Annotated in this window: 14 protein-coding genes; 12 read left to right on the top strand and 2 right to left on the bottom strand. The window is 44.9% G+C overall.

Annotated features, from left to right (window positions below; genetic code table 11):
- The 7 genes from QUB12_RS10805 to QUB12_RS10835 all read left to right on the top strand — a co-directional run.
- Window positions 1-2550 (top strand): PAS domain S-box protein (locus QUB12_RS10805; protein WP_333144853.1); only part of this gene is annotated, 2550 nt, incomplete at its 5' end.
- Complete coding sequence (locus tag QUB12_RS10810; protein ID WP_333144852.1) at window positions 2547-3902, top strand: response regulator; 1356 nt, start codon at window positions 2547-2549, stop codon at window positions 3900-3902. The genes QUB12_RS10805 and QUB12_RS10810, both read left to right, overlap by 4 nt.
- 308 nt (window positions 3903-4210) lie before the next feature.
- Complete coding sequence (locus QUB12_RS10815; RefSeq protein WP_333144851.1) at window positions 4211-5224, top strand: poly(ethylene terephthalate) hydrolase family protein; 1014 nt, start codon at window positions 4211-4213, stop codon at window positions 5222-5224.
- 437 nt (window positions 5225-5661) lie between these two features.
- Window positions 5662-7233: an NAD(P)H-quinone oxidoreductase subunit N gene (locus QUB12_RS10820; protein WP_333144855.1), complete on the top strand. Its 1572-nt coding sequence runs from the start codon at window positions 5662-5664 to the stop codon at window positions 7231-7233.
- Between the two features lie 264 nt (window positions 7234-7497).
- On the top strand, window positions 7498-8103 hold the full coding sequence (locus QUB12_RS10825; protein WP_333144850.1) for a Uma2 family endonuclease: 606 nt from the start codon (window positions 7498-7500) through the stop codon (window positions 8101-8103).
- 140 nt (window positions 8104-8243) lie between these two features.
- Window positions 8244-9863, top strand: a complete 1620-nt coding sequence (locus tag QUB12_RS10830) for a cyclic peptide export ABC transporter (protein WP_333306698.1) — start codon at window positions 8244-8246, stop codon at window positions 9861-9863.
- Complete coding sequence (locus tag QUB12_RS10835; protein ID WP_333104348.1) at window positions 9844-10272, top strand: GNAT family N-acetyltransferase; 429 nt, start codon at window positions 9844-9846, stop codon at window positions 10270-10272. Before QUB12_RS10830 ends, QUB12_RS10835 begins: the two co-directional genes overlap by 20 nt.
- 63 nt (window positions 10273-10335) lie before the next feature.
- Here QUB12_RS10835 and QUB12_RS10840 read toward each other — a convergent pair whose 3' ends face one another.
- Window positions 10336-10692: a Spx/MgsR family RNA polymerase-binding regulatory protein gene (locus tag QUB12_RS10840; RefSeq protein ID WP_333306700.1), complete on the bottom strand. Its 357-nt coding sequence runs from the start codon at window positions 10690-10692 to the stop codon at window positions 10336-10338.
- Between the two features lie 159 nt (window positions 10693-10851).
- Window positions 10852-11295, bottom strand: coding sequence for a DUF4332 domain-containing protein (locus QUB12_RS10845; protein ID WP_333306702.1), 444 nt, complete (start codon window positions 11293-11295; stop codon window positions 10852-10854).
- A gap of 396 nt (window positions 11296-11691) precedes the next feature.
- Here QUB12_RS10845 and QUB12_RS10850 point away from each other — a divergent pair, with 396 nt between their 5' ends.
- From QUB12_RS10850 to QUB12_RS10870, 5 genes are all read left to right on the top strand, one after another.
- Window positions 11692-13080 carry an aminopeptidase P family protein gene (locus QUB12_RS10850; RefSeq protein WP_333306705.1) on the top strand — a complete coding sequence of 463 codons (1389 nt, stop codon included), beginning with the start codon at window positions 11692-11694 and terminating at the stop codon, window positions 13078-13080.
- Between the two features lie 403 nt (window positions 13081-13483).
- Complete coding sequence (locus tag QUB12_RS10855; protein WP_333306707.1) at window positions 13484-15040, top strand: adenylate/guanylate cyclase domain-containing protein; 1557 nt, start codon at window positions 13484-13486, stop codon at window positions 15038-15040.
- A gap of 215 nt (window positions 15041-15255) precedes the next feature.
- Window positions 15256-16239 carry a GntR family transcriptional regulator gene (locus tag QUB12_RS10860; RefSeq protein ID WP_333144854.1) on the top strand — a complete coding sequence of 328 codons (984 nt, stop codon included), beginning with the start codon at window positions 15256-15258 and terminating at the stop codon, window positions 16237-16239.
- 118 nt (window positions 16240-16357) lie between these two features.
- Window positions 16358-17116, top strand: coding sequence for a nitroreductase family protein (locus QUB12_RS10865; protein WP_333300941.1), 759 nt, complete (start codon window positions 16358-16360; stop codon window positions 17114-17116).
- A 159-nt stretch (window positions 17117-17275) separates the two neighbouring features.
- A complete protein-coding gene (locus QUB12_RS10870) occupies window positions 17276-19165 on the top strand; it encodes a hypothetical protein (RefSeq protein ID WP_333144843.1) in 1890 nt (629 codons plus the stop codon).
- Window positions 19166-19256 lie beyond the last annotated feature (91 nt).

The raw sequence follows: 19256 nt of genomic DNA on the forward strand, positions 1-19256 counted from the left end.
TTAAATAATGCGGCCCAAGAGGGACAATTTACCCGCGATCCTTATATTGCAGCCACTCAACCGAAGTCTATTCTTTGTACTCCTCTGCTGCACCAAGGTAAGCTGACTGGCATTCTTTATTTGGAAAATAACCTGACTGAAGGGGCTTTTACTACCGATCGCCTAGAATTGTTAAAACTTTTATCTGCCCAAATTGCTATTTCCATTGAGAATGCTCAACTTTACGATCAATTAGGGGAATACTCGCGAACGCTGGAACGTAAGGTTATAGAAAGAACGCAAGAATTGCAACAGGAAATCGCTGTTAGGATGCAGACAGAAAGAGCCTTGGGCAAGTCTGAGGAAAAGTTTTCTAAAGCCTTTCGTTCCAGTCCTAACCCGATCGCGATCGCCCGGTTTGCAGATGGACGCTACATCGAAGTGAACGACAGTTTCCTCAGCACTTTTAGTTACTCTCGCGAACAGGTAATTGGTTTTACAGCAAGTGAGTTGAATTTTTGGGTTAATTTAGAAGAATGTGACAGATACAAACAGCTATTGCAAGAATCAGGAGTGCTTCGCAATCAGGAATTCGATTGCCGTACTTCCGCAGGCGAGGTGAGGAAGATGCTGGTATCAGCAGATATTATTGAGCTGGGTGGAGAAGCGTGTATTCTCTTAGTCACTAACGACATTACCGATCGTCAAAGGGTAGAAGAAGCGCTCAAAGAAAGCGAGGCTAAATACCGTGACTTAGTTGAAACATCGCAGGATATGATTTGGTCAGTTGATGCTGAAGGGCGTTATACCTTCGTCAACGCTGCCGTCCAACAGATTTTTGGCTACTGCCCTGAAGAAATGATAGGGCGAAAATTCACTGATTTCAAACCACCTCAACAACTTCCCAAAGATCACGAGATATTCCAACGTATGCTGAACGGAGAGTCCGTCTTTCAGTATGAAACTATACACTTAGCTAAAGACAGCAGACCTATCAATCTCCGGCTTAATTCAATTGTAGTGCGGGATTCCGAGGGAAATATTCTAGGAATAACTGGCACAGCAAGCGATATTACGGAAAGTAAAAAAGCAGAGGCAGCCTTACAACAAGCCAAAGAAGTAGCAGATGCGGCTAACAAGGCTAAAAGCGAATTTTTATCAAAAATGAGTCACGAATTGCGAACTCCCCTCAATGCAATTCTCGGCTTTACCCAAGTGTTAGCCCGCGACTCATCCCTTTCTCACATACAGCAGGGACAGATTGGCATCATTAGTCGTTCTGGCGAGCATTTGCTGACGCTGATTAATGACGTGCTGGAAATGTCTAAAATCGAGGCAGGTCGGATTACCTTAAATCCTACTAGCTTTGACCTGTATCATTTGCTCCATTCTCTCGAAGAAATGCTCAAACTCAAAGCTGATTCTAAAGGTTTACAGCTCAGTTGGCACATCAGTTCTAACATTCCTCAGTATGTAAAAACTGACGAAAGTAAATTGCGTCAAGTTTTGATTAATCTGCTAGGAAATGCGATAAAGTTTACTACAAAGGGAAGTGTAACGCTTCGGGTTGCAGCAATTAGTGCGAAACAAAAGTCCCCCATAGACAACGAACCACGGACTCTTACGTTTGAAGTGGAAGACACTGGTTACGGCATTGCTCCTACTGAGCTAGATTCTCTATTTAAGGCTTTTGTGCAAACTGACGCAGGTCGGAAATCTCAAGAAGGAACAGGCTTGGGTTTACCCATCAGCAGACAATTCGTACAACTGATGGGAGGAGACATTACCGTCAGCAGTACCTTGAATCGAGGAACAACTTTTAGTTTTGATATCCAAATTAGCTCCCCTGATATGGCTGAAATTCAACCTCGACAATCAAGAAGGCGGGTAATTGGTTTAGAACCCAACCAACCCTCGTATCGCATCTTGGTGGTTGATGATAAATGGGAGAGCCGTTTGCTATTGGTTAATGTTCTCGAACCGCTTGGCTTGGAGGTACGCGAAGCAGTAAATGGTCAAGAAGCTATTACAATCTGGGAAACTTGGAAACCCCACCTAATTTGGATGGATATGCAAATGCCTGTGATAGATGGGTATGAGGCCACCAGACAAATTAAAGCCAAGATTCAAGATGAGGCTACCTCGATTGTTGCGTTGACCGCTAGCGCTTTTGAGGAGGAGCGAGCCATTGTTTTATCATCAGGCTGTGACGATTTTGTGAGCAAGCCTTTCCAAGAAGAAGTTATTTTTGCCAAAATGGCTGAACATTTAGGGGTACAGTATATCTATGAAGATTTACCGAACTTTACATTATCTCAGCTTGAGGGTCAAGACTTGAGTGTAAAAGAAGGGGAAAAAACTGAAAATTTAAGGACAACTTTGGGGACAATGCCTGCGGAGTGGGTGATACAGTTACATCAAGCAGCTATCGATGCTGATGCAGAGCTGATTTTAAGTTTGGTCGCCGCAATTCCTGAATCTAATACTTCTTTTGCGGAGGCTATCGCTGATTGGGCTAACAACTTTCGTTTTGATAAAATTACTAACTTAACTGAAGAAAATATTCCATGAACAGCCAGCAATTAGAATCTCATGTTGCAAATCTTTTAGTGGTGGACGATACCCCAGACAACCTGCGTCTTTTATCCACTATGTTGAGCGACAAAGGATATAAAGTTCGGGGCGTAATAAACGGGGAAATGGCATTAAAAGCAGCACGTTCAACCCCACCAGATTTAATTTTGCTCGACATCACGATGCCCCAGATGAATGGCTACGAAGTTTGCCAACATTTAAAAGCGGATGGCAGAACTTCGGGTATTCCAGTTATTTTCTTGAGCGCCCTAGATCAAGTGTTGGATAAAGTCACAGCCTTTGCTGTTGGAGGAGTAGATTACATCACCAAGCCATTTCATTTAGAAGAAGTTTTAGCTCGTGTCGAAAATCAACTAACTCTTCAGCGTTTGCAAAAAAAATTGCACGAGCAAAATGCGCGATTGCAGGAGTCAGAGGCTAAAGAGCGAGAGAAAGCCCAAGAACTAGAGCTGGCTCTACAACAGTTACAAAATGCACAAGCTCAACTCATCCAAAGCGAGAAAATGTCAAGTTTGGGGAATGTTGTAGCAGGAGTAGCTCACGAAATTAACAATCCGATTAGCTTCATTAAAGGGAACCTCTCGCCCGTAAGGGAGTACACTGAAGATTTGCTGAGGCTGGTGCAACTCTACGCAGAAGATTTCCCCAATCCCACAGCAGCTATCCAGGAACAACTGGAGGCAATCGATTTCACTTTTCTCAGGAATGACTTGCCGAAGCTAATTGCTTCTATGAGCATAGGAGCTGACCGAATCGGAGAAATAGTGCACTCGCTACGGAATTTTTCCCGCCTCGATGAAGCTGAGTTGAAAGCGGTAGATATCCATGAAGGGCTTGAAAGTACGCTGATGATTTTGCAGCATCGGCTGAAAGATGAAGCAGACCAAACGATAATTAAAGTGGTAAAAGAGTATGAGGATCTGCCAAAGATAGAATGCTACGCAGGGCAAATTAATCAGGTTTTTATGAATGTTCTGACTAATGCGATTGAGGCGTTGCAATCCCAAAAATGTTTGGCAAATGATGTAGATGATACCAGCCCAATCCCTACTATTACTATTTGCACGAAATTACTCTCCGACTTTCAAGTGGGTATTTATATTACTGATAATGGGCCCGGCATAACCGAAGATATTCAACAACGCATATTTGAGCCATTTTTTACAACGAAGAAAGTGGGTCAAGGAAAGGGGTTGGGGTTATCGATTAGCTATACTATTGTAGTGGACAACCACGGGGGGCAACTCCGTTGTTTTTCGATACCGGATCAAGGGGCGACATTAGCCGTCGAAATTCCGATTTACCACTCTAAAAAAGGTTTTTTTTAAAGCAGATTTGGTCGGGGTATAATCCACGCTAAAATAAAAGTAGTCAAAAAGGGTCTAAAATCGTGAATCGTGTTTATTTAGGAGTCATATCATGCCCGATCGATTAACCATAATATCCCGGTCGGGGCGGGTTTTTGAGATTGTCAATTATTGGCAGGTATTGTGGGTGAACCCGCCCCTACAAAAATTGCGGTCGAGGGGACATGATATCATTATGATTTGCAATCTTTACACAAATTTCCCTTAATGGCAAGTCGCCAAATTGCTTTTTTTTAGTAGCTTATGCACGCACTCTCAAACCCAAAATAATGATGAATTTAAACCCCGATCTTTTTTCCGTAAAAACCCTAGCAATTGTTTGTGCAATTGCTGCGTTGGTTGTCCTTGGGGGCAAAGTCCTTGCCACAACAATCGATTATGCACCGCCATTTAAAGAAACTAGCTTTTACAGTACGACTATATCTGCTAATAACGATTTAGCTGATATTTATTATCCTAAACCATCCGATCTTAATTCGGGTAATTACTCTTTCCCCATTGTACTGTTATTGCAAGGTGCGCTTGTAGATAAATCATTTTATTCAGATTACGCTAGCCATGTGGCGCGGTACGGCTTTGTGGTAGTTGTTCCGAATCATTTGCGCCCTTCGCCCTTCAATCCCACTTCACCGCCTAATTTGGCGTCGGAAACTTCGCAAATTGCGGCGGTTTTGTCTCAAATGGCGATCGAAAACACAAAGCCCACATCTCCGATCGCGTCTGTTATCGATACGCAGCGCCTTGGTTTATTGGGTCATTCTTTTGGTGGTGCAGTGGGGTTATCCGTTATTGCTAACAAATGTCTCCCAGAATTGTATTTGTGTCAAGAGCCATTTACGCGCCCGAAAGAACTATTAGCGGGTGCATTTTTTGGAGCTAACCTGCGGAATCCCATTGCTAATGAATTTGTACCCATCGCTAATGATGGCATTGCAGTGGCGTTGATTCAAGGATCTATCGATGGTGTCGCCCTGCCCGATCGAGCTCAAAGCACCTTTGACCAAATTCAAACACCACCCAAAGCTTTGATTACTGTTATGGGTGCAAATCACTTCGGCATTACCAATGTTAATAACCCCGCTGGTGCGATGCCCGATCGCAATACTGCTACCTTAGAGCGAGCCGTGGGTATTGAAACGATCGCCCGTTGGAGCGCCCTGTTTTTGCGGGCAAATATGCTTAAAGATCGATCGGCATTTGATTATATTTACTCTCAAGGTGACGCCCTCGATCCGAATGTCCGTGTTACCACCGTTGCAGTTCCCAAACCATCTTCTAAGTAGCTCCACCTAAAAAAACGTAAGATAGATTAAAGTTAATAGATAGTGTGCCTACATTTTTATTATTGGGCATCACTTATCTGACAGACGGCGAGCACTATATTGTGTTAACCATCTATGTACAGTAATTCTATATCGATAACGGTTGAGTAAAGTCCAAACGATCGAACCCATCTGATTGTGGTAGTTCTCTTAGGACATGATATTCCTCTAAATTCTTCAGTCTGCGGAGGCAGACATTGTTTGTATAGACGCGGTTTCAACCGCCGACTCCCCGCCGACTCCCCGCCGACTCCCCGCCGACTCTCCGGCAACAAACACCCGCCCAAGTGGGATCGCGAAGCTGTAATCCGCTACAATCTGTGTTTGGTAAAGAATTTTTACAAGTTCACAGCCCATTACAGCCTTTGCGGCTTGTACTACCCAACCTGCCTGAAAATATGGATTTTGCTACTCTTGCTGCCCAGCTAAATGCTGGAACTATCTTGCCAGAGGGAATTGTCATCATCACCCTCTTGGTGGTTCTCGTCGGCGATTTAATCGTAGGCCGCAGTTCCTCGGGTTGGACTCCCTACGTTGCCGTTGCGGGTTTGCTGGCCGCCGTCGCTGCCTTGTGTTTGCAGTGGGATAACACGGATACCATCTCGTTTCTGGGCGGTTTTAACAGCGATGCCTTGAGTTTAGTGTTTCGCGGAATTATCGCTTTGAGTACGGCTGTCACTATTTTGATATCCGTCCGCTATGTACTGCAAACGGGTACCGCTTTAGCGGAATTTATCGGCATTTTGCTGACCGCTACTTTGGGGGGAATGTTCCTCAGCGGCGCTGATGAATTGGTGATGATTTTTATTTCGTTGGAAACTCTGAGTATCTCGTCTTATTTGCTGACGGGTTACACAAAACGCGACCCGCGTTCCAATGAAGCTGCTTTGAAATATTTGTTAATTGGGTCGTCTTCTTCGGCGGTGTTTCTCTACGGGCTGTCGCTGCTGTACGGCTTGTCTGGTGGCGAAACTAAGCTGAGTGCGATCGCGGCTAACCTTTCTACGGTGAATGAAGGTCAATCTCTCGGTTTGGTGATTGCTTTGGTTTTTGCGATCGCCGGAATCGCCTTCAAAATCTCTGCAGTTCCCTTTCACCAGTGGACTCCTGACGTTTACGAAGGTTCTCCTACACCCGTTGTTGCCTTTCTTTCTGTCGGTTCCAAAGCAGCAGGTTTTGCCCTAGCAATCCGCTTGTTAACAACTGCTTTCCCCGCACTTATCGAACAGTGGCAGTTCGTGTTCACGGCCTTAGCCATTCTCAGCATGGTGTTGGGAAATGTGGTTGCCCTCGCCCAGACTAGCATGAAGCGGCTTTTGGCTTATTCGTCGATCGCCCAAGCCGGTTTTGTAATGCTGGGTTTGATTGCAGGAACAGAAGCCGGTTACTCCAGCATGATATTTTATATGTTGGTTTACCTGTTTATGAACTTGGGTGCTTTCGCCTGCATCATCCTGTTCTCGCTGCGGACGGGAACCGACCAAATTAGCGAATACTCAGGTTTGTACCAAAAAGATCCGCTGTTAACTTTAGCCTTAAGTATTTGCCTGCTTTCTCTCGGTGGAATTCCGCCCCTGGCTGGATTTTTCGGCAAAATCTATCTGTTCTGGGCGGGCTGGCAAGCAGGACTTTACGGCTTAGTTATTCTGGGATTAATTACCAGCGTAGTTTCGATTTACTACTACATCCGTGTTGTCAAGATGATGGTTGTAAAAGAACCTCAAGAAATGTCAGACGCGGTGAAAAATTATCCCGAAATTCGCTGGAACCTTCAGGGAATGCGCCCTTTGCAAGTCAGCGTTGTACTCACTTTGGTGGCGACAACATTGGCGGGAATTTTGTCGAATCCTTTGTTTAATTTGGCTAATGATGCTATTACCAAAACTCCCATGTTGCAGTCGGCATTGAGTCATGTGCAACCTGTTGTGGCTGCTAAAATTGACTCGAATTTGGTGTCTCGCGGGGATTAATTTTTCCTGGTTTTGAAATAGTAGAAAACGCCTGACTCTTTGCAGTTGGGCGTTTCTTTTTTGTTGTGATATACTGTTATAGCCTTTCGAGCTCTCATATGAGGTACTCATGGGCATAGGGCATAGGCCTCCGTGGGCATAGGCCTCCGTGGGCATAGGGCCTACCTCACCACGCTTGAGAACCGCTATAATTATGATTTTTAACCGCAGATGTAGGCAGATTAACGCAGATTAACGCAGATAAAAGTTAGTACAGAGGCAACAATGTTAGTACAAAGTAAGGCAAAGTTTTATAGTCCAGATGAGTACCGGGAGTTAGAGGAAACTGCTGAGTTTAGAAATGAATACCGCGATGGAGAAATTGTAAAAATGACGGGTGGTAGTATTAATCACAGCCAGATCATCGGTAATATTTATGCGTTCTTAAAATCTGCTTTGCGGGGAAAGAATGCCAGACCATTTATGAGCGATTTGCGGTTGTGGATTCCTCGGTATCGACGCGGGACTTATCCAGATGTGATGGTAGTTGAAGGAGAATTAGTTTGCACAGAGGGACGGAAAGATGAAATACTCAATCCTGTGCTGATTGTGGAAGTGCTTTCTAAGTCTACCAAGGATTTTGATCGAGAGGATAAGTTTCGGTTTTATCGATCTATCCCTGAATTCCGTGAATATGTGTTAGTCAATCAATCTGAGTTTTTAGTCGCACAATATATTAAAACCGAATCAAATGAATGGTTGTTTCGGGAATATGAGGGAGAATCAGCAATAGTTTCCTTCGCTTCAGTGGAAGTGCAAATGTCGATGCTCGATATTTATGAGCTGGTTGTATTTGAAACCCAGGAAACGGAAGTACAAGAAGAAAATTAATGCTATTGGGGGATGCGAATATCAAGAGACTCGACTGCTGAATCAAATTTATTCAGTAGTAATCGAGATTGTTACCAAGAAGTCGGGGATTTCGTTGGTTTGCACGTGAGTTTCCAAATTTAAATTAAGAGTAAAATTAGATGAATGTAATTTGGTTACTGTTAAAGGCTTCTTGGTTAAATGTTTCCATTGCCATACTCACAGGCTTAATCAGCGGCGGTTGCAGCGCTATGTTAATTTCCCTAATTAATCGTGCAATCAGCGACAATTCCAATGGGAATTTAGTCTGGTATTTTGCGGGATTAGCAATCTTGGCTCTTTTGAGTGGCTTTGTATCCCAATTTTTGTTAATCTACCTTTCTCAAGAAGCTGTTTACAATCTGCGGCTGAGTTTGAGCCGTGGCATTTTGTCTACTCCTTTGCGGAATTTGGAAGAGTTGGGTGCTAACCGCTTGCTGGCAACTCTCACGGATGATGTGGGAACGCTTTCTAATACTATATTTTTGATTCCTTTTCTCTGTGTTGATATCGCTGTTGTCGTGGGCTGCTTAACTTATTTAAGCACGATTTCGGGTACGGTTTTTGTTGTTGTATTTAGTTTTCTGGTGCTGATGATTGGCACGGTGCAGTTGTTGCTCAGCAAAATGCGGAAATTCTTCGATTTAGCCAGAGAAGAACAAGATATATTATTTAAGCATTTTCGCAGTATTACTGATGGAATTAAGGAACTTAAACTGCATTCCTTGCGCCGCCAAGAGTTTTTTACGGAAGAATTGCAGGTGAGTGCTGATGCTTCCCGCGATTATAACGTGACTGCTTTGAATACTGGTGCAGTTGCGATTGGAGTGGGTCAGTTGCTATTTTTTATGCTGATGGGTTTGCTGCTGTTTGCTTTGCCGAAATTTGTGCCTGTTTCTACTCCGGTTTTGTCAGCTTACATTCTGACAAGTACCTATTTGATGTCTCCGTTTAACAATATTTTGCAAAGGTTGCCGGCGATTTTTCGTGCTAATACTTCTGTGGAAAAGATAGAGAGAATGGGATTGGCTTTGGCGAGTCAAGCTGAGATAAATTCAACGCTTAAACCGTTTCAAACTGCTGAGTGGGAGACGCTGGAGTTAAATCGAGTAATTCACAGCTATCCGGGAGAAAAAGAAGACAGCAATTTTAGTTTGGGCGAGCTGAATTTGAAGTTTCATCCGGGTCAATTGGTGTTTATAATTGGCGGTAACGGCAGCGGTAAGTCTACTTTAGCTAAGTTAATCACTGGTTTGTACATTCCTGAATCGGGAGAAATTCTCCTAGATGGTCAGCCAATTACTGATGAGAATCGTGAGTGCTACAGGCAGAATTTTTCGGCAATTTTTTCGGATTTCTATCTGTTTGAAAGGCTTTTGGGGATGACTAATCACGATTTGGACAAGCAGGCTGCTGAATATTTGCGAGAGTTTCATTTGGACAATAAAGTTCAGGTGAAAGATGGAGTTTTGTCAACTACGGCTTTGTCTCAGGGACAGCGAAAGCGGCTGGCTTTGCTGACGGCGTATTTGGAAGATAGACCGATTTATTTGTTTGATGAATGGGCTTCGGATCAAGATCCGTTTTTCCGCGATATTTTTTACAAGCAGTTGCTACCAGAGTTGAAGCGGCGGGGGAAAACGGTGTTTGTGATTAGTCACGACGATCGCTATTTTGATATTGCCGATCGCGCAATTAAACTAGATTACGGTAAAGTAGAGTATGACCGCTCAAATGGATAAGTACCGAATTGTCGAAACTTTGACCGAAAGCCAGGTTTCCGACTTGATGGATTTGTACAAAAACGAGTTTTGGAGCGACAAGCGGACGCGGGAGGATGTTGTGAAAATGCTGGCGGCGACTGATGTTATCATTGGTTTTGTCGATGAGAGCGATCGGCTAATTGCTTTTACTCGCGTTATCACCGATTTTGTGTACAGAGCAACAATTTGTGATGTCATCGTCAACCCAACGCACCGCAAGATGGGACTAGGTGTGAAGTTGATGGATGCAGTTGTAAATCATCCTAAATTGCAAGCTGTTGAAACATTAGGACTTCACTGTTTGCCGAAGATGATACCATTTTATGAACGGTGGGGCTTCAGTGATGATGTGGGCGAGAGGAAATTTATGAAACGAAAAAAGTCCTGAGATTAGTAATTTTCTTTCATCTGCATTTATTCGTAGCCGTAAGGTGCGCCCATAAGGGCCCTTCTAAATTCCCAACTTTTCTCGCATCACATCTGGTGTCTCTCTAAAGCCTACTAAAACAGCCGTTCCATCTTTAACAAACATAGGACGTTTCAGCAGCATCGCATCCTTAGCAAAAGCCTCTACCCACTGTTCGCTAGTCCAATTATTCTTGTCGTCGCCCAAAGCGCGGTAGGATTGACCTGAAGTATTTCGCATGGGTTGAAAACCCAAAGCAGCTACCCAGCTTTGGATTGTTTCGCGAGTCGGCGGCTGTTCTTTGGTGTTAATGAACTCGTAATTAACATCGCTATCTTGGAGCCACTGGAAAGCTTTTTTGCAGGTTCCGCAGTTCGGGATTCCGTAAACTTGAATTGACATAATGATTGTTGACTGTTGACTGTTGACTGTTGACTGTTGACTGTTGACTGTTGGCTAATAACAACTGACTAATGACTGTTGACTGTTGACTGTTGACTGTTGGCTAATAACAACTAACAACTGACAACTGACAACTAACAACTGACAACTGACAACTGACTAATGACTACTGACTAATCTAGCTTGTTGAACCCATTTTTGCACGCGATCGACTGAAGGAGTTAAGTCATTGCGCTGCATTGTCGCTACGTGCAGCCTTAAAATTTGTTGGTGCAATCTCTCGACGGGCATTTGAGCCAATTGAGCCGGCGAAGCAACGCCGGCGTGAAGTAACAGCCCGCAATACTGACACCCTACACTTGGAATTCGAGCCAAATTTGCCATCGCTACCCATTTATTAACATATTGAATGTTAATCTGTAATTGATTGGCTAGCAACACTTTCGCCGCCTGCGTTTTCGTCAGGCTAATTAGTTGTCCGGTTGTCGTGATGCTGCACTCTTCCAGTTGAGATTGGTTTTCCTTGCTCAATCCCGGTAAGTGTGCTATCGGCCAGTCGCGTACTTGCACAGAAGTTTGAGGAGCTTTATGAGAAATTTTCATGTTTTTTCTGTTAATTTTACTTATACTTTAAAGTCTCATATATCAAACAGTCAATAGAGGATCTCGCTCACGTCACCCAATCAACAAAAACCAGACCCAGGAATTTGACTAATTGCGGGGGTTGTGACCTTTCTGCTAATTGCCTGCGGAGTAGCCGTTTCAGCCTGTTTTTACTGACTGGGGATCGGGCTTACAGCTTAACCCAATCATCCGGGTGATGACGACCAAGACTATAAAAAAGACAGCCTATAAATGCTAGCAAAAAAGAAGTGACCGATGAGAATTTTCTCAAAAATGCCTGCCAAGTTGGCAGTCAGAATTTTAGTGCTTTAATGCTGAGAATGCAAAAACTTGTGGCTGACTGCAAACCCAACTCTAAATTATAGGTTTTTACCCATGACAATTACACAAGGTGATGATTTGTTAACTAATACTCTACACCAACGGCGGCAAAAACTGGCTAGTTTAATTAATTTTCCGGTAATTTTATGGTCGGGGCGCAGCATTCCTCGCAATTATCCGGCACTTACTTATCCCTTTCGTGCCAGCAGTCACTTTCTATATTTTGCTGGTTTGCCCTTAGAAAATGCTGCCATTCGCTTAGAAGCGGGCAAATTAGAATTGTTCTTAGATGACGCACCTGCTAGCAGCACGCTTTGGCACGGAGAAATGCCGAAAAGAGCAGAAATTGCCGAACTAATTGGCGCTGATGCTGCTTTTCCAATGGCTGAATTAAAAGCGCGCTCAACAAATGCAGCAACGATCGCAATTCAGGATTCTTGGACTCAGTTGCAACAGTCTCAAATTCTAGATCGCCCTCTGGCACCGCCCAACTCGCCAACCGGAATCGACCTAGAATTAACCAAGGCCATCATATCTCTGCGCCTGAGCCACGATGCAGCCAGTTTGGCCGAATTGCGTCAAGCTGCCGCTGTCACTGTAGAAGCTCACAAAGCGGGAATGGCGGCAACCCGAAATGCTCAAATTGAAGCAGGGGTGCGCGCTGCAATGGAAAGTGTCATCATCTCCAAAAATATGACCTATGCCTATCCTAGTATCGTGACGGTGCATGGAGAAGTGCTGCATAGCGAACATTATCACAATCCCCTACAAACAGGAGATTTGCTGTTAGCAGATGTCGGTGCGGAAACATCAACGGGATGGGCGGCTGATGTGACTCGCACTTGGCCGGTTTCTGGCAAGTTTTCTCCGACTCAAAGAGCGATTTATGATGTAGTTTTGGCAGCACACGATGCTTGTATTGATAAAGTTAGTGCGGGGGTGGAATATCGAGACATTCACCTGTTAGCTGCTCGGATTATGGCGGAAGGATTAGTTGATTTAGGTATTTTGCGGGGCAATGTTGAAGATTTGGTAGAAATGGATGCTCACGCGCTGTTTTTTGTACATGGAATCGGACATTTAATTGGTTTAGATGTTCACGATATGGAAGATTTAGGAGATTTGGCTGGCTATGAAGAAGGAAGAACGAGAAGCAGTCGGTTTGGGTTGGGATTTTTGCGGTTGAATCGAGTTTTGCGTCCGGGAATGCTGGTATCGATCGAACCGGGATTTTATCAAGTTCCGGCCATCTTAAATAACCCAGAAAACCGCGCTAAATATGAAGATTTTGTTAAGTGGGAGGAGTTGGAAAAATTCGCCGATGTGCGGGGGATACGCATAGAAGATGATATACTTGTCATCGATGAGGGTAGAGAAGTATTGACAGGCAAATTGCCCACAAAAGCTCCGGAGATTGAGGAGTTAGTTGCGGTAAATACGTAAGTAGAGCCGAGTTCGATCGCACCATTGGTGTCAACTTAACGTCAAACCCAGTTAGAGACTGATGTTTGACTATTAAGGCTAGATCACCCTGGCGCCCCCCTTAATAAGGGGGGGACAGGAGTCTTCTCAAAGTCAACCCCTACTCCCCAACAATCAGGGGGATTTAGGGGGATCTAGACTTTACCTAAAAGCGACATTGATCAGGGGTTTCAGGCTTAAGTTGACACCAATGATATCGCACATACGCAGTTCCATCAGGGGTGAAAAAAAATAAATAAAGATGAATAAAGGTTGGCCAACAAGTCTTTTGATATTAGTTAAAAAAGTGGTCTCGCAAGTCAGAAAATTCGCTGCACTAATACTTCCACGCATTGTTCGCAAACCTATATCCTCGCGGCCGCCGATGCAAGCTGCACCTTTGCCCAGCAACGAAGAAGAGAGAATAGAAGCACTTCACCGCTACAACATTCTCGACACAGAAGCCGAAGCAGCTTTTGATGATCTAACAGCTTTAGCATCCTATATTTGCGGCACTCCTATTGCTTTAGTAAGCTTAATAGATTCTAACCGACAGTGGTTTAAATCCAAAGTCGGCCTGGAAGCGCCCGAAACTCCGAGAGAGTCAGCTTTTTGCGCCCACGCTATTTTAAATCCCAACGAATTGCTAGTTGTACCCAATGCTTTAGATGACGATCGCTTTGTCGGCAATCCGCTAGTAACTTCCGATCCCAATATTCGGTTTTATGCTGGAGCCCCGCTAGTAACTCCTGACGGTTATCCGATCGGCACTTTGTGCGCGATAGATACAGTTCCTCGTAATCTCACCCCACAACAGCTAGAAGCGCTGCGGACTTTAGGACGGCAAATTATTAACCAAATGGAGTTGCGAATAAATATAACTAAATTAAAGCGCGCACAGATCAGGAACAAACAAGTAGAAGCCAAACTCCGTTCTACAGACGAGCAAATTGTCAATTTTTTAGAAGGAATGAGCGATGCTTTTTTTGCTTTAGACACCCAGTGGCGATTTACTTACGTCAATTACAAAGCAGGGCAATTTTTGCAGCGATCGCCGGAAGAAATTTATGGTAAAAATATTTGGGAAGAGTTTCCCGAATTAGTGAGTTCTGATTTTTATGAAGAGTATCATGCAGCGGTAGCGAAACAAGTTGGAGTGAGTTTTGAAAAATATTATCTTCCCTTAAAAGTGTGGTTGGAAGTCCGGGTTTTTCCTAGTCATGACGGCCTTTCTGTGTTTTTTCACAACATTTCCAAGCGCAAAAAGATGGAAGCTGCACTCAAGAAAGAACAGAGAAAAACTGACGGTTTACTGCTAAATATTTTGCCCGGAGCGATCGTCGATCGGTTGAAGCACGAACCGGGGGTGATTGCAGACAAGTTTGAAAAAGCAACAATTCTTTTTGCTGATTTGGTGAATTTTACCCAAATTTCTACCACCATGTCCGCAACTAAATTAGTGTACTTGCTGAATGAAATTTTCTCAGCTTTTGACCAACTGAGTGAGAAGCACGGCTTAGAAAAAATCAAGACGATCGGGGACGCTTACATGGTAGCAGCCGGTATTCCCATTGAACGCCCCGACCACGCAGAGGCGATCGCCGAAATGGCGCTGGATATGCTAGTAGCAATTGAGAAATTAAATGTGAAGCTAGACGCGAAATTTGACCTCCGCATCGGGATTAATAGCGGCCCGGTGGTAGCAGGGGTAATCGGCACTAAAAAATTTATTTATGATTTGTGGGGAAATGCCGTGAATACAGCCAGCCGTATGGAATCTCACGGCATAACAGGCCGCATTCAAGTCAGCCACTATACTTATGACTTACTGCAGGATAAATATGAATTTGAAGATCGCGGCGAGATCGAGATTAAAGGTAAAGGGCCAATGCAAACTTATTTGCTGACGGGTAGAAAAACAGCAAGCGATCTCAAAATCTGAGAGTCAATAAAGCTAAGAGTTGAAAGTACCTGATTGTTGAGGAAATGCCGGAGGCTGCGATTAATCGCCTCGAAGGCGCGATCGCCCGCTCGGCAGAACGGCTGCTGCAGATCAACCAAATAAGATTATGCTATAGACAGAGATATCGCAGCAATCCTAGGCGCGGTACTCGACCTTATAAAAATACTAAGTTGAAGTCGTCGGAGCCTTTAATAATGGTTCAATTTCATATTCAAACCGATAGCGATATTCCAGCATCCACCCAACTATTCAATCAAATTAGGTTTGCGATCGCCTCGCGACAATTTCCGCCCGGACACCGCTTGCCCAGCACCAGACAGCTAGCCATGCAGACGGGTTTGCACCGCAACACCATCAGCAAAGTATACCGCCAGCTCGAAAATACCGGACTCGTAGAAGCCCAAGCAGGATCGGGCATTTACGTCCGCGCCCTAGGCAACGAAGGCGGCAACAAACTCAAATCTCCGATCCTCGAAGAATATCCCCTGGCCAACAAAATAGTGCAAGGAAGTATCGATCAACTGCTGGGACAGGGCTGTACGCTCAACCAAGCGAGGGAATTATTTTTGGCCGAAATTGACTGGCGGCTCAGGTGCAGCGCCCGCGTGGTCGTCACAGCCCCCACAGAAGACATCGGCGTGGGTGAACTGATGGCGAAAGAACTCGAACAAGCTCTCCGCATTCCCATACAGTTAGTGCCGATGGAACAGCTAGGTACTTTTTTGGATCAAATCTCTTCGGGAACTGTGATCACCAGCCGATATTTTATCGGAGAAGCAGAATCGATTTCGGCACCTCGTTCGGTGCGAGTGATTCCCGTAGACATCTACGACTACAGCCAGGAAATCCAGTTAGTCGGGGGTTTGCCGAAAGACAGTTATTTGGGTCTCGTTAGCCTGAGTCCGGGAATGCTACGATCGACCGAAGTCATCATCCACAGCATCCGGGGAGAGGATTTGCTGGTGATGACGGCCTTGGTGTCAGACGAGTACAAGATTAACTCGATCGTGCGATCGGCCAGAACAATTTTTTGCGACCAACCGAGTTTTGCTACAGTAAAAGCTGCCATCAATGCGGCTAGAGAAGATATTATTCGTCCCCCGCAACTGATATGCTCCGAAAATTACATCGGATCTAAGTCGATTAATTTGCTCAAGCGCGAGTTGGGCTTGGGGTAAGTCAGCAGTCATTAGTCATTAGTCATTAGTCATTAGTTATTAGTTATTGGTAGCCACTCACAAATAACATCGGACAAATAACAAATAACAATGCCCAATGCCCGATGCCCGATGCCCAATGCCCAATTCCGAATGCCCAATGCCCAATGCCCAATGCCCAATGCCCAATGCCCAATGCCCAATTACCAATTACCAATTATCCATGACAATTGAAATCCAACCTTCAATTAATGTTAAAACGGCGATCGAAAGCCGGCGGGCCGCGCGCAGTTTCCAACCCGATCCGATTCCCCCAGCAATATTGGCAGAGATTTTGCGATTGGGAGTGCGATCGCCCTCTGGTTACAACTTGCAGCCTTGGCGGTTTATCGTAATTCAAAACGCAGCCAGCAAAGAAAAATTAAAAGCTTGCGCCTTCGATCAGCGCCAAGTGGTAGAAGCCCCAACAGTATTAATCTGTTGTGGCGATCGGCGCGCCGCCAGGCCCGAAAACACCGAAGCCGTCATCGACTTGGGCAAAACCACAGGCGCAATGAATGACAATTTAGCCGGTTATATGCGACAAGCAATCCCGCAATTGTTCGAGAACCGTCCCTGCTTCGAGTCCCTAGAAGCTTGGACAAACAGACATACAATGCTCGCAGTAGCCCACTTAATGATTGCAGCTAAAAGCTTTGGGGTAGACAGTTGTCCGATGGAAGGTTTTGTCAGCGCTAAGGTGAAAGAAGCTTTTCAAATTCCCGAAGAAGTAGATGTTTGCTGTTTGCTGCCGCTTGGTTATGCAGCAGCACCTTTGAAACAATATGGCGGACGTTTTGACGTGACTCAAGTTTATTACAGCGAAAGTTATGGACAGGCTTTGCAAGCTGAGATTTGAGAGTTAAGATTTTGTGGCGACTTGAATTTTCAGAGTTAAGATTTGGAATGAATCGGGGTCAAAGTTCAAACAGATCAAAAATCCCGACTGTTCTGCAATCTAAAATCTAAAATTCCAAATCTAAAATCGAAAGTGGTGAGATTAGACAGAGGAGAAAATATGACAGCAGCAACGCGACAAAGCAACGCACAAATTCTAGAAGTTAAATTGCAGCAACACTTGCAAGCAGCCGGATTTAAAAACTTACCGCTTTATATTAGTTGTGATTTTCGAGATGAATCTTTAACGGTTGTGGGAGAACACCCGCGCAGTGTAGTTCTCAAAGCCAAACCGACTTTTGCGGTGCTAGAAGCAGCAATTCTCGAAATAGAACCCGAATCTATTCAACAGATTGGACTTTGCCTAAAAATTACCGGGCAAAAACAGCCTTATGCTTTCCATTCTTTTACCATGCACAACCCTGTTTTGTCAAGACCAAAAGCAGTGCTGTTGTTCAAAAAAACCGAGAATCCCCCTGCCGAAGAAACCGGGATAGTCTTAACAGAAAATGTGGTCGAGACGGCGGATGTAGAGGAGGAGATACCGTTAGAAACGGATGGGAAAGATGCGTGGGATGAAGAATATTTTCCCAATTTGTCTGAGAGTTCCAGCAATTCCGAGCCGATCGCCTTCAGCGTGCAAGCAATCCCGGCAGATATTGCAGACAATCCCTTCAATCCGCTGGATATGGAAGCGGTAACAGTTGCCCAAAAACCTAAGCATTCACCGTTGGCGATGCTGGCTGCAGCAGGAATGGTCAGCATGGCGGCGCTAATTTTGGCAGGCGGTTATTATATGCTGAGCCGGCCCTGCGTCATCGGAGGATGTAGTGCTTTAGCTAATGCCAAACAGTTGAGCGAGAATTCGACGAAGACGCTGAAAACGTCAAAAGTTGCCAACAGCCCCCAAGAAGCGCAGCGACAGTTAAAACAGGCGATCGCCCTTTTGGAACCGATTCCCTCATGGTCAATTCATCGCGGTGAAGCTCAAAGCGCTCTGGAAAGCTACCGTTCGCAAAATCAGAATTTAAACTCTGCGATCGATGCAGCGCGCCTCGCACAGTCAGCAGCCCAGAAAACCCAAAATCCGCCTTATTCTGCCGAGGACGGGCAGGAAGCGCAAGCTCTGTGGCAAAGTGCGATCGCCGAACTCGGAGAAATCCCCACAGACAGCCCAGTGTATCCATTTGCTCAGAGAAAAACGAAGGAATACCGGAAGAATGTAGCAACAGGAAATCGGCAGTTAAGCACAGAGAAAAAAGCCGAAAAAACGCTGCTCGCGGCCAAAAATACAGCCCAAATAGCAGAAGCTCGCGAAGCAGTAGCGACTACTGCCGAGACTTGGGATCAAGTGCAAGCAGGTTGGGAAGAATCCCTCGCAATCCTATCAGAAATTCCCACGGGCACGACATCTTACCAACAAGCTAAACTGCTAGTTCCCAAATACGAAACCAAACTTTCAGAAGCTCGCGAGCGCAAAAATGTCGAAGGAATTTCGGAAAATGCCTATACTCAAGCTGTGACTTTAGCAGCGGAAGCTCGAATTTTTGAGGGCAAAAACGCCTGGTTTAAAGCATCAGAATCCTGGCGAAGAGCTTTGAGTTACGCGGAGCAAGTGCCGGCGGCAACTGCCTATTCTCAGAAAGCCCAACCGCTGATCGCTTCCTACAAAACTTCATTGCAGCAAGCAGAAGTAAAGTTGCAGGAAGAAAGGAACCTGCAAAAAGCCCGCACCGATTTAGATAGAACTTGCAAAGGCAACCCCAAGATTTGCGACTATACTGTTAGCAAAGATTTGATTGCGGTGCAGATGACTCCAGGTTACGTGCAGAAACTGCAACAAACTTTCATTCAAGCAAACAACAACAATGCTGTGAAGTCTCGCCAAGCTGTAGAAAAGCACGTTCAAACATTGCAAAAAGCTTTGGAGGCGATCGCCGAAAACGCCCAAATCCCGATGCAGGTGTACGATGGCGAAGGCAAGCGGATTGGGAGTCACGAACCGAAGTAAGCTGTTACGGCATTTAATTTTAGTTTTTGGGGCGGGCTAGGAGCAACGCCCCACTCATTGTTTCAAGAAACATGATTGTTACAATTAAATG

The sequence above is a fragment of the Microcoleus sp. B7-D4 genome (genome assembly GCF_036705125.1).
Lineage (GTDB): Bacteria > Cyanobacteriota > Cyanobacteriia > Cyanobacteriales > Microcoleaceae > Microcoleus.